Here is a 15,417-nt window from a genome sequence, read left to right as displayed (position 1 = left end):
ACGACACCATGGCAAGACACTGGCGAACCGGCGCGGCCGGCCTGGCCGTTCTCGGCCTCACCCTCACCGCGTGCGGCGGGGCGAAGGTCGGCGACACCTCATCGGGATCGAGCAGCAGCTCGGGCAAGTGCGGGACCTTCAACCTCGCGGTCAACCCATGGGTGGGCTACGAGGCGGACGCGGCGGTCGTCGCGTACGTCGCGCAGCACCAACTCGGCTGTACGGTCGAGAAGAAGGACCTCAAGGAAGAGATCGCCTGGCAGGGCTTCGGTACCGGCGAGGTCGACGCGGTCCTGGAGAACTGGGGCCACGACGACCTCAAGAAGAAGTACATCACCGGCCAGAAGACCGCCGTCGAGGCCGGCCAGACCGGCAACAAAGGCATCATCGGCTGGTACGTGCCGCCGTGGCTCGCGAAAGCCCACCCCGACATCCTCAACTACAAGAACCTCAACAAGTACGCGTCCAAGTTCAAGACCTCCGAGTCGGGCGGCAAGGGCCAACTCCTCGACGGGGACCCGTCGTACGTCACGAACGACGCCGCGCTGGTGAAGAACCTGAAGCTCGACTTCAAGGTGGTGTACGCGGGTAGCGAGACCGCGCTCATCCAGGCGTTCCGCACCGCCGAGAAGAACAAGCAGTGGGTGATCGGCTACTTCTACGAGCCGCAGTGGTTCCTCTCCGAGGTCGCGCTCAAGAAGGTGGCGCTGCCCGCGTACAAGACGGGCTGTGACGCGGACGCGGCGAAGATCGCCTGCGACTATCCCGTCTACGACCTCGACAAGATCGTCAGCGCGAAGTTCGCCAAGTCGGGCAGCCCCGCCTACAACCTGGTGAAGAACTTCAACTGGACGAACGACGACCAGAACACCGTCGCCAAGTACATAGCGCAGGACAAGCTGTCCGACGACGCCGCGGCGAAGAAGTGGGTCGACGCCAACAAGGACAAGGTCGACGCCTGGCTCAAGTAGGCGGCGGAACACCACGGTTGACCATGCCCGGTGGGCGGTGCGCGCAGGTGCGTACCGCCCGTCGGGCATCGCCGTGTTCCGGCCCGTGACGGGGGCGTCGTCCGACGTCACGGGACCCCTTGACACCCGCTCCTCACGCCGGGCACATTGAGTTGCGCAACCTGAAGCATGTTGCGCAGACAGCAACCAGATTGCTTTCTAGCCGGAGGTGCGGCGATGGCGGGACCCCGAGTGGTCATCATCGGAGCGGGCGTCGTGGGGGCGGCGCTCGCGGACGAGATCTCCGCGCGAGGCTGGACCGAAGTGACCGTGGTCGACCAGGGCCCGCTGCCCGCCACCGGCGGCTCGTCCTCACACGCCCCCGGGCTGGTCTTCCAGACCAACTCCTCGAAGACGATGACCGAGTTGGCCCGCTACACGGTCGAGAAGTTCTGCTCCCTCGACGTCGACGGCAAGCCCTGCTTCCTGCAGGTCGGCGGCCTCGAGGTCGCCACCACCCCCGAGCGCGTCGCGGAACTCCACCGCCGCCACGGCTGGATCACCGCCTGGGGCATCGAGGCCCGCCTGCTCACCCCCGAGGAGTGCGTGGAGCACCACCCGCTGGTGAACCCGGACCGGGTCCTCGGCGGCCTCCTGGTCCCCACCGACGGCCTCGCGAAAGCCGTCCTCGCGGTGGAGGCCCAGATCCGCCGGGCCACCGAACGGGGCGTGACCTTCCTGGCCCGCCACGAGGTCCTGGACGTCCAGCAGACCGACGGCCGCGTCACTGGCGTCCTCACCGACCAGGGCGAGATCCCCGCCGACATCGTCGTGTGCTGCGCCGGCATCTGGGGCCCGAAGATCGCCCGCATGGTCGGCATGAACCTCCCGCTGACCCCGCTCGGCCACCAGCTCGCCTGGACCGGTCCAGTACCCGCCCTGGCCGGCCAGACCGAGGAGGCCGTCCGCCCGATCCTGCGCCACCAGGACGCCGACCTCTACTACCGCGACCGCTACGACGCCATCGGCATCGGCTACTACGGCCACCGCCCCATGCCCATCTCGGCCGACGACATCCTCTCGGTCGGCGAGGCCGACGACATGCCCTCCGTCCTCAAGTTCACGGAGGACGACTTCGCGCCGGCCTGGACGGAGACCCAGTCCCTGCTCCCCGCGACGAAGGACGCGAAGGTCGAGGAGGGCATCAACGGCCTCTTCTCCTTCACCACCGACAACTTCCCCCTCCTAGGGGAGAGTTCGGACGTCAAGGGCTTCTGGGTCGCCGAGGCGGTCTGGGTCACGCACTCGGCGGGCGTCGGCCGCGCGATGGCCGAGTGGCTGGTCGACGGCTACTGCTCGTCCTTCGACCTCCACGAGTGCGACGTCAACCGCTTCGAGCAGCACCAACTCGCCCCCGAATACGTCCTGGCCCGCGACTGCCAGAACTTCGTCGAGGTCTACGACATCCTCCACCCGCTCCAGCCGTCCGGTAAGCCGCGCCCGATCCGCACCAGCCCCTTCCACACCCGTCAGCAGGAACACGGCGCGGTCTTCCTGGAGGCCAACGGCTGGGAGCGCCCGCAGTGGTACGAGGCCAACTCGGCCCTGCTGGAAGGCCGTTCGATCCCCACCCCCAACGACTGGGCCGCCCAGTACTGGTCGCCCATCGTCGGCGCCGAGGCACAGGCCACCCGTGAGACCGTCGCGATGTACGACATGACGGCCCTCAAACGCCTGGAGGTGACCGGCCCCGGCGCCGCCGACTTCCTGGAGGGCCTGGTCACCGGCAAGGTCGCCAAGTCGGTCGGCTCGGTGACGTACACCCTCCTGCTGGACGAGGACGGCGGCATCCGCAGCGACATCACCGTCGCCCGCCTGGCCCGCGACCGCTTCCAGGTAGGCGCCAACGGCAACCTCGACCTCGACTGGTTCACCCGCCACCTGCCCGCCGATGGAACGGTCCAAGTCCGCGACATCACCCCCGGCACCTGCTGCATAGGCCTGTGGGGCCCGCTGGCCCGCAAGGTCCTCCAGCCCCTGACGGACGAGGACTTCACGAACGAGGGCCTCAAATACTTCCGCGCGAAACAGGCCTTCATTGGAACGGTCCCGGTAACCGCCATGCGCCTGTCCTACGTCGGCGAACTCGGCTGGGAGCTGTACACCACCGCCGACCAGGGCCAGAAACTCTGGGACACCCTGTGGCAGGCGGCCAAGCCCCTCGGCGGCATCATCGCCGGGCGAGGAGCCTTCAACAGCCTCCGCCTGGAGAAGGGGTACCGCTCCTTCGGCACCGACATGACCTACGAGCACGACCCCTACGAGGCCGGCGTAGCCTTCGCCGTCAAACTCGACAAGGGCGACTTCATCGGCAAGGCGGCACTGGAACGCCGAAAGGCCGACGTGCGACGCCAGTTGACCTGCCTGACCATCGACGACCCGCACTCCGTCGTCATGGGCAAGGAACCGGTCTACGACGGCGACCGAGCCGTCGGCTACGTCACCAGCGCCGCCTACGGCTACACGATCGGCAAGGGCATCGCCTACGCCTGGCTCCCGGCCGAACTCACCACCCCCGGCACCCAGTTGCACATCGGCTACTTCGACGAGCGCGTCGAGGCGGTCGTGGCGGCGGAGCCACTGTTCGACCCGACGATGTCCCGCCTCCGCGGCTAGCCGGAAGGACACGAACGCCGTATGAACGCGCTCAACACCCCCTTGGCCGAACTGGATCCCGAGGTCCACGCCGCGCTCCGCGCCGAACTGCAACGCCAGCAGTCCACGTTGGAGATGATCGCCTCCGAGAACTTCGCGCCCTCCGCCGTACTGGAGGCACAGGGCTCGGTCCTCACCAACAAGTACGCGGAGGGCTACCCCGGCCGCCGCTACTACGGCGGCTGCGAACACGTCGACGTCACCGAGCGGTTGGCGATCGAGCGGGTCAAGTCCCTGTTCGGGGCGGGCTTCGCGAACGTGCAGCCGCACTCGGGCGCGCAGGCCAACACGGCGGTGTTCTTCGCCCTGTTGAAGCCCGGCGACACGATCCTCGGCCTCGACCTCGCGCACGGCGGCCACCTCACCCACGGCATGCGCCTCAACTACAGCGGCAAGATGCTGAACGTGGTGCCGTACCACGTGGGGGAGACCGACAACCTGGTCGACATGGACGAGGTGGAACGCCTCGCCAAGGAACACCGCCCCCAGATGATCATCGCCGGATGGTCGGCGTATCCACGGCAGTTGGACTTCGCGGAGTTCCGGCGGATCGCCGACGAGGTGGGCGCGCTGCTGATGGTCGACATGGCGCACTTCGCGGGCCTGGTCGCCGCGGGCCTGCACCCCAACCCGGTCCCGCACGCACACGTGACCACCACGACGACACACAAAACCCTCGGCGGCCCACGCGGCGGAGTCATCCTCACCAACGAGGCCGACCTCGCCAAGAGGATCAACTCGGCGGTGTTTCCCGGGATGCAGGGCGGCCCGCTGGAACATGTCATCGCGGCGAAGGCGGTGTCGTTCAAGGTCGCGGCGTCACCGGAGTTCGCGGAACGCCAGTCCCGCACGCTGGCCGGCTCCCGCATCCTCGCGGAACGCCTGACCCGGGCCGACGTAGCAGCCACGGGGGTCAAGGTCCTCACCGGCGGCACGGACGTCCACCTCGTCCTAGTTGACCTGCGCGACTCGGAGTTGGACGGTCGCCAGGCGGAGGACCTGCTCCACGGGATCGGCATCACGGTAAACCGCAACGCCGTGCCCTTCGACCCGCGCCCGCCCATGGTCACGTCCGGCCTGCGCATCGGCACCCCGGCGCTGGCCACGCGAGGCTTCACGGAGGAGGACTTCGCGGAGGTGGCCGACGTGATCGCGCTGGCCCTCCAACCGGCCCCGGACGTGGGCGACTTGAGCGCCCGAACGAAGGCACTGGCGGCGAAGCACCCGCTCTACCCGCACCTGTCCCAGGAGGGCGACCCCCGATGACGACCCCCCGCACCCCGGGCGCGGACCTCCCCGAACACCCCGACTGGCTCTGGCGCACGCCCGAGCCGAAACGCTCGTACGACGTAGTCATCGTGGGCGGCGGAGGCCACGGCCTGGCCACCGCCCACTACTTGGCGAAGAACCACGGCATCACCAACGTCGCGGTGCTGGAGAAGGGTTGGCTGGCGGGCGGCAACATGGCCCGCAACACCACGATCATCCGCTCCAACTACCTGTGGGACGAGAGCGCGGGCATCTACGAACACGCCCTCAAACTCTGGGAGGGGCTGGAGGACGAGCTGGACTACCCGATCCTCTTCTCCCAGCGCGGAGTCCTCAACCTCGCCCACAGCCTCCAGGACGTCCGCGACAGCAAGCGCCGAGTCGAGGCCAACCGCCTCAACGGAGTGGACGCGGAATGGCTCGACGAACGGCAGGTCAAGGAGGTCTGCCCGATCGTCAACACCTCGCCGGACGTGCGGTATCCGGTGATGGGAGCCACCTACCAACCACGCGCGGGCATCGCCAAACACGACCACGTGGCGTGGGGCCTGGCCCGTTCCGCCGACGCGGCCGGCATCGACCTCATCCAGAACTGCGAGGTCACGGGCCTGGACATCGTCGACAGCAGGGTGGTGGGCGTACAGACCACGCAGGGCCCGATATCGGCGGGCAAGGTAGCGCTGTGCTCCGCAGGCCACACGTCAGTCCTGGCAGCCATGGCGGGCATCCAACTCCCGCTCCAGAGCCACCCGTTGCAAGCGCTGGTCTCGGAACTCCTGGAACCCGTCCACCCCACGGTGGTCATGTCCAACGCGGTCCACGTGTACGTGAGCCAGGCGCACAAGGGCGAGTTGGTGATGGGCGCGGGCATCGACTCGTACAACTCCTACACCCAGCGCGGCGCGTTCCACATCATCGAGGAACAGATGGCGGCGGCGCTGGAACTGTTCCCGGTCTTCGCCCGCGCCCACGTACTCCGCACCTGGGGCGGCATCGTGGACGTGACTCCGGACGCGTCACCGATCGTAGGCCTGACCCCGGTCAACAACCTCTACCTGAACTGCGGTTGGGGAACGGGCGGTTTCAAGGCGACCCCAGGCGTCGGCTGGGTCTACGCCCACACCATCGCCCACGACACCCCTCACCACCTCAACGCCCCCTTCTCGCTCGACCGTTTCACCACCGGCGCGCTCGTCGACGAGCACGGCGCCGCCGCGGTGGCCCACTAGGGAGCCCAACCATGCTGCTGATCCCCTGCCCCTGGTGCGGGCCCCGCGACGAAGCCGAGTACCACTACGGCGGCCAGGCCCACGTCGCCTACCCGCAGACCCCGGCCGACCTGACCGACGAGGAGTGGGCGCGTTACCTGTTCTTCCGCGACAACCCCAAGGGCCCCTTCGCGGAACGCTGGAACCACGCGGCGGGCTGCCGCCGATGGTTCAACGCGGTACGGGACACGGCGACGAACGAGATTCTGGGGGTGTACCGGGCGGGGGAGGAGCGGCCAACGGCGAGTGGGCTGGGGGCGGTTGACGATTCTCCGGCGTCGACTCTTCAGCGCGGGTCGGCAATTTCAGCCCGTCCCGCGTCCACTTTTCAGCCCGGGCCCGCAAATTCAGCCTGTCCGGCGTTTGAGGACGAGGCCCTTTCGGGGCCGACGGGGGTCCAGGGGGCGGAGCCCCCTGGGAGCGGGGTCGAAGGGGCAGCGCCCCTGGAGGATGGGACGGGTAGGGGCGGCGGGGGCGAGACACTTCCGCTTCGCCACCCCACCCGAGGCCGAATCCACCGAGACACCCCCCTCACCTTCACCTTCGACGGCACCGAATACCAGGGCTACAAAGGCGACACCCTCGCCTCCGCCCTCCTCGCCAACGGCATCATCCAAACCGGCACCAGCATCAAACTCGGCCGCCCCCGAGGCATCTTCACCGCCGGAGTCGAAGAACCCAACGCCGTCATCCAGATCGAGGCCCCGTTCCCCGAGCCGATGCTCCCCGCCACAACGATCGAGCTCTACGACGGCCTGGCCGCCACCAGCCTCCCCGGCCAGGGCCGCCTCGCCACAGAACCGGACCCGGCTCGCTACGACGCCGTCCACGCCCACTGCGACCTGCTCGTGGTCGGCGCAGGCCCAGCCGGCCTGGCAGCCGCGTCCGCAGCCGCCCGCACCGGAGCCCGCGTCATCCTCGCCGACGACCGCCCCGACCTGGGCGGCAGCCTCCTGGACACAGCCCAACACCTCGACTGGGTAACCGAGTTGAGCGAAGACCTCACCACCGCCCCCGAGGTCCGCATCCTGCGCCGCACCACCGTCTTCGGCCACTACGACGACAACCACCTCCTGGCCGTGGAGCGCCGCACGAACCACCTCGGCGCCGCAGCCCCCACCCACGTCTCCCGAGAACGCGTCTGGCGCATCCGAGCCCGCCGGGTGGTCCTGGCAACGGGCGCCCACGAACGCTCCCTCGCCTTCCCGGACAACGACCGCCCCGGGGTCATGCTCGCCGCGTCGGCCCGCGCGTACGTCAACCGCTACGGCGCCCTCCCCGGCCGTAGCGCCGTCGTCTTCACCACCAACGACAGTGCGTACGCAGCCGCGTTGGACCTGGCGTCGGCAGGCGTACACATCGTCGCGATCGTGGACACCCGCGCATCCGCCCCGGAGGACTGGGCGAGCCGAGCCCGAGACGCAGGCATCGAGGTACTGCCCGGCCACGCAGTAGTAGGCACCGAGGGCACCCCGCGCCTGACCGCCGTAACGGTCGCCCCGTTCGGCGAAACCCCCGACACGACAAGGCAGTTCACCGCAGACCTCCTCCTGGTCTCCGGCGGCTGGAACCCGGTCGCCCACCTCTTCAGCCAGGCAGGAGGCAGACTCCGCTACGACGACACCCTCGGCACCTTCGTCCCGGACACCTGCCGCCAGCTGGTCGAGGTCGCGGGCAGCGCGAACGGCGAATTCGACCTGGCCGGAGTCCTGTTGCAGGGCGCGGCCGCAGGCGCCCGAGCGATAGAGGCGGAGGGCTACACAGCCGAAACACCCCGCCTCCCGCAGATCGCCCCCGAACCCCACACCCCCGCCATGCAGGTCTTCGACGTCCCCGGCGTCACCACCGACACCCCCCGCTTCGTGGACCTCCAACGAGACGTCACCGTCGCCGACTTGACCCGGGCCACCGCCGCCGGCCTCACCTCGGTCGAGCACACCAAGCGCTACACGACGGCCGGTACGGCCAACGACCAGGGCAAGACCTCAGGCGTTCTGGCCAGCGGGGTGGTGGCCGAACTCCTCGGCGTGGACGTGTCGTTGCTCGGCACGACCACCTTCCGCCCGCCCTACACCCCCGTCTCCTTCGCCACCCTCGCCGGCCGCGACCGGGGCGCCCTGCACGACCCGATCCGTACGACGGCGCTGCACGACTGGCACGTCATGCAGGGCGCGTTGTTCGAGAACGTCGGCCAGTGGAAGCGCCCTTGGTACTACCCGCGGGGCGGCGAGGACATGGAGACCGCCGTCCTCCGCGAGTGCGCGGCGGCCCGCGAGGGCGTCGCCTTCATGGACGGTTCCACTCTCGGCAAGATCGACGTACAGGGCCCGGACGCACCCGTCTTCCTCGACCGGCTCTACACCAACATGATGAGCAACCTGAAGGTCGGCATGATCCGTTACGGCGTCATGTGCCGCCCGGACGGCATGGTCTTCGACGACGGCACGGCCATCCGCCTCGCCCCGGACCGCTACTTGGTCACCACGACCACCGGCAACGCGGCTGCCGTACTCGACTGGATGGAGGAGTGGCACCAGACCGAGTGGCCCGAACTCCGCGTCCACTGCGCCTCGGTGACCGAACAGTGGGCCACCGTCGCCTTGGTCGGCCCCCGCTCCCGCGAGGTGCTCGGCTTGCTCGCGCCCCAACTCAACGTCGGCAACGACGACTTCCCCTTCATGGCCTGGCGGGACACGACCGTCGCCGGCATCGAGGCCAGGGTGTGCCGGATCAGCTTCTCCGGTGAACTCGCCTACGAGATCAACGTGTCACCGTGGGAGGCCCTCGCCCTGTGGGAGGCGCTGTACGAGGCCGGTGCCCCCTTCGGCATCACCCCGTACGGCACCGAGACCATGCACGTCCTGCGCGCCGAGAAGGGATACCCCATCATCGGCCAGGACACGGACGGCACTGTAACTCCCCAGGATCTCGGCATGAGTTGGGCGGTCTCGAAGAAGAAGCCGGACTTCATCGGCAAGCGTTCCTACGCCCGCGCCGACGCTGTACGCCCCGACCGCAAACACCTCGTCGGCCTGCTCCCCGAGGACCCCGCCGCCTTCCTCCCCGAGGGCACCCAGCTCATCGCGGACAGCGAACTCCCGGCCCCGCCCGTCCCGATGCTCGGCCACGTCACCTCCAGCTATCGCAGCGCCGCCCTCGGCCGCACCTTCGCCCTCGCCCTGATCAAGGGCGGCCGCGACCGCATCGGCGAACGCCTCTACGCCCCCGTGGGCGACCGGTTGATCCCGGTCACCGTCGCAAGCCCCGTCCTCTACGACCCCGAGGGAGCCCGCCGCGATGGCTGACACCGCCCTTTCCGTTCCGCGCCGCAGCCCCCTCGCGGGCGCCGCCGACCGGCTGGCGGCCACGACCCGCGCCTCCGGCGGCACGGTCCGGCTGGCCGAACTGCCCTTCCTGGCCCAGGTGAACCTCCGGCTCGACCCGAAGGGCGCGGCGGCGGACGCCGTAGGACTCGTGCTCGGGCTGTCGCTGCCCGTCGAGCCCAACACCGCGGTGCGATCAGGGGAGTTGACCGTGCTGTGGCTCGGTCCGGACGAGTGGCTGGTGGTCGGGCCGCCGGACACCCAGCGGGACGTGGAGCAGCGGATCCGGGCGGCGGCCGGTGACGAGCACGTCGCCGTCACCGATGTGTCCGCCCAGCGCACCACTCTCCTCGTGTCCGGCGCCCACGCCCGCGAACTGCTGGCCCACGGCTGCCCGTTGGACCTGCACCCGCGGGCCTTCGGGCCCGGACGCTGTGCCCAGACCACCCTTGCCCGCGCCCAGGTCGTCCTGGTCGCCCGGGACGAACCCGGCGCCGGATTCTGGGTGTTGGTCCGTTCGTCCTTCGCCGGGTATCTGACGGACTGGCTGCTGGACGCGGCGGAAGAGTACGTGCGCAACGACTGAACCTGCCCTACGCCGAAGGCCGTTCGTCCGTCACCGGCAGAACGGCCTTCCGTGCGTGCGTGGTTGTGCGGGTGGGGTCAGGCGACGGCCTGGCCGACCTCCACCTCGTCGAGGCGCTTGCTCCTGGGTATCAGAGCGACGAGCAGGGCGCCCACGGCGACGCAACCGACCACCAGCCAGAGCCCGTTGGTGAAGCCGGCGTCGAGGTAGAACTGGGTGCCCTTGAGGACCGCCCCGTGCTGTGCCATCACGACGAAGGCCAGCTGGGAGACGACGATCTGGGCGACGCCCTGGCCGAGGGTCTGGACGCCGTTGGCGAGTGCCTGTTCCTCGGGGGTGACCACCTCGATGATCATGATGGGCACGATCGCCATCACGATGCCCGTGCCCAGCCCCGCGATCACACCCATCTCGATGATCTGCGGGGCGCTGTGGTGCAGATGGGTGCCGATGCCGTAGCCGAGGACGGCGAGCGCGGCGCCGCTGCCCAGGAGAATGCGTGCGTCGACCCGGCGGGAGATCAGACCGGTCCCGACGGCCCCCACGATGATCATGGCGCTGATCGGGCTGGTGACGATGGCGTTGTGGGTTCCCGACCAGCCCAGCCCCGCCGAGATGGTCGGGATGTTCGGCATCAGGATCAGCAGCTGGATCACCACGCCGACGGCGCTGAGCGAGCCGGCCGCGATGGAGGTGGCGAGGAGAACGGTCCACACGGGGCGGCGTCGGGTCATGGAGAGCGGGAACAGGGGCTCCGCGACCCGGCGTTCGACGAGGACGAAGGCGATCAGCGCGATCGCCGCTCCGACGACGTAGCCGATGAACTTGCCGCTGCCCCAGCCCCAGTGCGAACCCTGGCCGACGGCGTAGATGACGGCCGTGACGCCGCCGCCGAGGAGGATTCCGCCGGCCCAGTCCATCCGGCCGGCCGCCGCCCGGATCGGGCTCTCCGGTACGAAGGCCGCGACCAGCAGGAAGCTGACGGCGGTGCTGATGGCCATGAACCACAGGACGCCGCGGAAGCCGTAGTCGTCCAGCAGCCAGCCGGACAGGAACGGTCCACCGAACGCCACGAGACCGACACCGCCGGCCAGGATCCCGCTGGCGACCCCGACCCACTTGCGCGGGAACACGTCACGGGTGATGGCGTAGGCGAGCGGGGCGCTGGCGGCGTAGATGCCCGCGATGCCGCGGCCGATCAGCAGGGTGCGGTAGTCGGTGGCGACGGCGGCGACCAGGTCGCCGACGAAGCCGAGGCCGGTGGCGGCGAGCAGGACGCGCTTCTTGCCGAAGACGGCGGCGGCCTTGACCGCGAACGGCAGGAAGAACGTCCCCGTCAGCAGGGTCATCAGGGTGAACCACGCGATCTCGGTGGTCCGGAAGTGGATCGCGACGTCGGCCTGCGCGATGCCGGACAACGCGGCGATGAGCGCGACCAGTTGGACGGTCCAGACGAGGGCGACGATGACGAGGACGTTGCGGGTCGTCGAGGGTGATCTTTCGGGGTCCCGTGGGGGAGTGAGCTGGGTCTGGGACATCGGCGGCCTTCCGTGAGTGAGCGGAGCGAAGGTCCAGAGAGCCGATAAATTAGACCTAACGGTCGGTACAATCAATGAGTTGCGCAGAAAGAAAGCTAACGTTGTGGCGGGTGTCGGCTCCGGGCCTGGTCAGCGATATCGGGCCAAAGTCTTCGACCAAATCGTCAACAATTGCGTCGACGCTATTGCTCGCGGATCAGCGGACAGCTACGTTCCTCGCCGTGCCTGCACGACCCCGGTCCGGCGATCGAACGGAGTACCCAGCATGCCCAAGCTGTTCAGATGGTGTCGGTGGAACTCGGCCACCTTCCTGGCCACCCTCGCCGCAGCCGTCGCGCTGGTGACCGGTGCGGGCGTGGCGCTGGCCAACAGTGCGACCGGCGGCGCGCAGGGCGCCAACTCGGCCTCGGCGAACGCCGTTTCGGCGAGCACCACGACCTCGGGCATCGCACCGGCCATGTCCTGCTCCGGCGTCGCCCAACTCGACCTGGCCGCCGCCGTCCCCGGGGTGCCCTTCGAGATCACCTCAGCCACCGAACTCGCCGCGAGCGCCAACACCCTTGGGAACTGGGCGGCTTGTGACGTCAAGGGCGTGATCGCCCCCCAACTCCACTTCGAGATCAAGCTCCCCGAGACCGGCTGGCAGGCCAACTACCTCCAGGTCGGCTGCGGCGGCCTCTGCGGCAACACCAACGTCACCAGCGCCCCCGCCTCGACCGGCTGCGTCCCGCTGACCACCGGCGCCTTCGCCGTCGCCTCCAGCGACGAGGGCCACTACCAGGGCGGCGGCCTCTTCTCCACAGACCCGACCCTGCGCGCCGACTTCGGCTACAAGTCCGACCACTCACTGGCCCAGGCGGCCAAGGCCCTCATCAAGCAGTACTACGGCCAGGCAGCCACCCACTCCTACTTCGACGGCTGCTCCCAGGGCGGCCACCAGGCCCTCACCGAGGCCCAGCGCTACCCGACCGACTTCGACGGCATCATCGCCGGCGCCCCGGCGAACAACTTCACCGCGCTGAACACCTTCTCGCACGCCTGGACCGCCCAGTCCGTGTACCTGAACGGCGGCCCGGCGACCATCACCAACGCCGACCTCGCCGACCTCCACAAGGCCGTGCTCAAGGGCTGCGGCGCCCCCGCCGACGGCATCATCGCCGACCCGCTGAGCTGTACCTGGGACCCCGGCACCATCCAGTGCAAGACGGGCCAGACCTCAACGTCCGACGTGTACTGCCTCACCGCCGACCAGGTCACCACCCTGCGCCGCATCTACGCCGGACCCACCGACGAACACGGCCAACTCCTGTACCCCGGCTACCAGTTGCGCGGCTCCGAGCTGAACTGGGCCGGCATCATAACCCCGGCCACCGCCACCGGCGCCAGCGGCGACATCAGCTTCGTCCGGGAGACCCTGCGCTACCAGATCTTCGACAGCCCGCAGCCGACCCTGACGTACAAGGACATCAAGTTCACGGCCGCCTACTACAAGAAGGTCATGCGGCCGGTCGAGGGCATGTACGACGCCACCGACCCCGACCTCACCGCGTTCAAGAAGGCCGGCGGCAAGCTGATCCTCTGGCACGGCCTCGGCGACCAGCACATCCCCGCCGTGGGAACGATGGCCTACTACAAGGCAGTTGAGAAGGTCATCGGCGGCGAGACGGCCACCAAGACCTTCGCCCGCCTGTTCCTGCTCCCCGGCGTCGCACACTGCGGCGGTGGCCAGGGCCCGGACACCTTCGACGCGCTGACCGCGATCACCGACTGGGTCACCAAGGGCGACGCCCCGGCCAGCCTGACGACGAAGTCGGTCGACAGCAGCGGCAGCACCACCGCCACCCGCCCGGTCTACCCCTTCCCGTACTACGCCAAGAACACCACCGGCGGCCCGTCCACCGACGCGAGCAGCTACACCCCCGTCAAGTCCACCGCCGAGGCCAGCCTGAAGCTCGACTGGCTCGGCTCCTTCCGCTCCGGTTACGAGACGGTCGGGAACTGGGTGGGCGGCAAGTGGGTTGTCACCAAGGGCAAGAACTGACCACACCTGGGCGGTAGTTGAGGACTCGCGGCTCCCGGATCACTCCGGGGGCCGCGACGCCGTATTCGTCGCCCCGTGGTGCAGGACGCCGGTGATGACCGTGTTCACCACACGCTGATAGGCCTCGGTTTCCGGTGCGGTGCCCGGCTGCCCGGCGGCCAGCAGGTGTCCGGCGCCGATCAGAGTGCGGGCGAGGGTGTCGATGTCCGCGTCCGGGGTGATGCGGCCGAGGTCGCGTTCCGCCGTGAGGTACGAGGCGAACATGGCCGTGGCTTCCGTCAGGAGGGGCACGCCTGCAGGCGTGGTGGTGCGCAGACGGGTACGCAGCGCGTCCCGGGAGATGACCAGCCCGACGATCGCCGCCGCGACCGAACCGAACAGGTCCGAGAGCGCGCCGGTGAGGTTGTCGGCGACCGTGCCCGTCCCGGCGGCATCGCGCAGGGCGGCGGACCGGGCGTCGAGCCGGGCGATACGGTCCAGGACGAGTTCGGCGAGGAAGGCGTCGAAGTCGGTGAAGTGCCGGTGCAGGACGCCCTTGGCGCAGCCCGCCTCCGTGGTCACCGCCCGACTGGTCAGCGCGTTCGCCCCGTCGCGGAGCAGGACCCGCTCGGCGGCGTCGAACAGCTGCTCACGCGGATCGCGCAGGGCCACCCCTGTCGGCATACCGTGCGTCCTTCCTTCCGCGCCCAGGTCCGCCCCGGACGAGCAGGCGGATGCCCGGCCCCGGGCAAGCGGGCAGGTGTCCGGCCATGAACAAGTGGGCGCGTGCCCAACCGTAGACGAGTGGGCGACTGCCCACTATGGTGGGCGCATGCCCACTCTCCCTCCTGAACAGCCCGAACGGGCCGGACGACCAGGACAGTCGGAGCGTCCCGAGCGGCCGGAGCAGTCCGAAGGGCCACGGCTCGCCGTGCGGGACTCGCACAAGGCCCGGCAGATCGCGGAGTCCTTCGGCACCGACGCCGAGCGTTACGAGCGCGCCCGGCCCCCTTATCCCGCCGCCCTGATCGACCGGATCGTCACCGGTAGCCCCGGACCCGACCTCCTCGACGCCGGGTGCGGGACCGGCATCGCGGCTCGGCAGTTCCAGGCCGCGGGCTGTCGGGTGCTCGGGGTGGAGCCCGACGCGCGGATGGCCGAGGTGGCACGGCGACTCGGCGTCGAGGTCGACGTGTCGACGCTGGAGGCCTGGGACCCGGCAGGGCGGGAGTTCGACGCGGTGGTTGCCGCCCAGGCCTGGCACTGGATCGACCCGGTCGCGGGCGCCGCAAAGGCCGCCCGGGTACTGCGCCCCGGCGGTCGCCTGGCCGCGTTCTGGCACGTCTTCCAACTTCCGCCCGACATCGCGGAGGCCTTCGCCGAGGTCTACGAGCGGGTCGTGCCCGAGGCGCCGGTCGACGTGCGGTGGCTGTCCGGGCCGCCCGGGAACGCCTACGCCCCGATGCTCGCCAAGGCCGCCGACGGGTTCCGTACGGCCGGCGGGTTCGGTGACGCGGAGGAGTGGCGCTTCGATTGGGAGCGGACCTACACCCGGGACTCCTGGCTGGACCAACTGCCCACCATCGGCCTCCTGACCCGACTGCCACAGGACAAGCTGGCGGAACTCCTGGAGGGCGTAGGAGCAGCCGTCGACAAGGCGGGCGGCAGCTTCACCATGCGCTACGCCACGGTGGCGGTCACGGCGACGAGGTGCGGTGCCGGGGCGTGAGGAGACACCAACTTGCCCT

The 15,417-nt window shown here is 69.5% G+C and carries 10 protein-coding genes; 8 read left to right on the top strand and 2 right to left on the bottom strand.

Annotated elements, in window-relative coordinates; translation table 11 throughout:
- Positions 1–8: 8 nt before the first annotated feature.
- The 6 genes from OO69_RS26400 (at position 9) to OO69_RS26375 (ending at position 10,111) form a co-directional block, all read left to right on the top strand.
- Complete coding sequence (locus tag OO69_RS26400; RefSeq protein WP_033283278.1) at positions 9–971, top strand: ABC transporter substrate-binding protein; 963 nt, start codon at positions 9–11, stop codon at positions 969–971.
- A 216-nt stretch (positions 972–1,187) separates the two neighbouring features.
- A complete protein-coding gene (locus OO69_RS26395) occupies positions 1,188–3,626 on the top strand; it encodes a GcvT family protein (RefSeq protein ID WP_033283277.1) in 2,439 nt (812 codons plus the stop codon).
- A 21-nt stretch (positions 3,627–3,647) separates the two neighbouring features.
- Entirely contained in the window at positions 3,648–4,931 is a 1,284-nt protein-coding gene (gene glyA, locus OO69_RS26390; RefSeq protein WP_033283276.1) for a serine hydroxymethyltransferase, read from the top strand.
- A complete protein-coding gene (locus OO69_RS26385; RefSeq protein WP_033283275.1) occupies positions 4,928–6,163 on the top strand; it encodes a sarcosine oxidase subunit beta family protein in 1,236 nt (411 codons plus the stop codon). Before glyA ends, OO69_RS26385 begins: the two co-directional genes overlap by 4 nt.
- Positions 6,164–6,174: 11 nt before the next feature.
- Positions 6,175–9,507, top strand: a complete 3,333-nt coding sequence (locus OO69_RS26380) for a sarcosine oxidase subunit delta family protein (protein WP_033283274.1) — start codon at positions 6,175–6,177, stop codon at positions 9,505–9,507.
- Positions 9,500–10,111 (top strand): sarcosine oxidase subunit gamma, encoded by a 612-nt coding sequence (locus OO69_RS26375; protein WP_033283273.1) that lies wholly within the window; start codon positions 9,500–9,502, stop codon positions 10,109–10,111. Before OO69_RS26380 ends, OO69_RS26375 begins: the two co-directional genes overlap by 8 nt.
- Before the next feature lie 77 nt (positions 10,112–10,188).
- Here OO69_RS26375 and OO69_RS26370 read toward each other — a convergent pair whose 3' ends face one another.
- Positions 10,189–11,649, bottom strand: coding sequence for an MFS transporter (locus OO69_RS26370; RefSeq protein WP_033283272.1), 1,461 nt, complete (start codon positions 11,647–11,649; stop codon positions 10,189–10,191).
- Positions 11,650–11,914: 265 nt separating this feature from the next.
- Here OO69_RS26370 and OO69_RS26365 point away from each other — a divergent pair, with 265 nt between their 5' ends.
- Entirely contained in the window at positions 11,915–13,690 is a 1,776-nt protein-coding gene (locus OO69_RS26365; RefSeq protein WP_033283271.1) for a tannase/feruloyl esterase family alpha/beta hydrolase, read from the top strand.
- Positions 13,691–13,729: 39 nt separating this feature from the next.
- Here the strand turns inward: OO69_RS26365 and OO69_RS26360 are convergent, their stop codons facing one another.
- Positions 13,730–14,353 carry a TetR/AcrR family transcriptional regulator gene (locus OO69_RS26360; RefSeq protein ID WP_033283270.1) on the bottom strand — a complete coding sequence of 208 codons (624 nt, stop codon included), beginning with the start codon at positions 14,351–14,353 and terminating at the stop codon, positions 13,730–13,732.
- Positions 14,354–14,501: 148 nt separating this feature from the next.
- On the opposite strand from OO69_RS26360, the gene OO69_RS26355 reads away from it, so the two are divergent.
- A complete protein-coding gene (locus OO69_RS26355) occupies positions 14,502–15,398 on the top strand; it encodes a class I SAM-dependent methyltransferase (protein WP_420707907.1) in 897 nt (298 codons plus the stop codon).
- Positions 15,399–15,417 lie beyond the last annotated feature (19 nt).

Origin of the sequence: Streptomyces sp. NRRL F-525 (assembly GCF_000716605.1) — a bacterium.
Lineage (GTDB): Bacteria > Actinomycetota > Actinomycetes > Streptomycetales > Streptomycetaceae > Streptomyces.
Note: the sequence above shows the minus strand (reverse complement) of the source record. Positions and strands in the feature narration are given on the sequence as shown.

What these genes read in the sequence shown, in the direction of transcription:
- OO69_RS26400 (WP_033283278.1), top strand. Translation starts at nt 9, where the DNA reads ATGGCAAGACACTGGCGAACCGGCGCGGCCGGCCTGGCCGTTCTCGGC.
- OO69_RS26395 (WP_033283277.1), top strand. Translation starts at nt 1,188, where the DNA reads ATGGCGGGACCCCGAGTGGTCATCATCGGAGCGGGCGTCGTGGGGGCG.
- glyA (WP_033283276.1), top strand. Translation starts at nt 3,648, where the DNA reads ATGAACGCGCTCAACACCCCCTTGGCCGAACTGGATCCCGAGGTCCAC.
- OO69_RS26385 (WP_033283275.1), top strand. Translation starts at nt 4,928, where the DNA reads ATGACGACCCCCCGCACCCCGGGCGCGGACCTCCCCGAACACCCCGAC.
- OO69_RS26380 (WP_033283274.1), top strand. Translation starts at nt 6,175, where the DNA reads ATGCTGCTGATCCCCTGCCCCTGGTGCGGGCCCCGCGACGAAGCCGAG.
- OO69_RS26375 (WP_033283273.1), top strand. Translation starts at nt 9,500, where the DNA reads ATGGCTGACACCGCCCTTTCCGTTCCGCGCCGCAGCCCCCTCGCGGGC.
- OO69_RS26370 (WP_033283272.1), bottom strand. Translation starts at nt 11,649, where the DNA reads ATGTCCCAGACCCAGCTCACTCCCCCACGGGACCCCGAAAGATCACCC.
- OO69_RS26365 (WP_033283271.1), top strand. Translation starts at nt 11,915, where the DNA reads ATGCCCAAGCTGTTCAGATGGTGTCGGTGGAACTCGGCCACCTTCCTG.
- OO69_RS26360 (WP_033283270.1), bottom strand. Translation starts at nt 14,353, where the DNA reads ATGCCGACAGGGGTGGCCCTGCGCGATCCGCGTGAGCAGCTGTTCGAC.
- OO69_RS26355 (WP_420707907.1), top strand. Translation starts at nt 14,502, where the DNA reads ATGCCCACTCTCCCTCCTGAACAGCCCGAACGGGCCGGACGACCAGGA.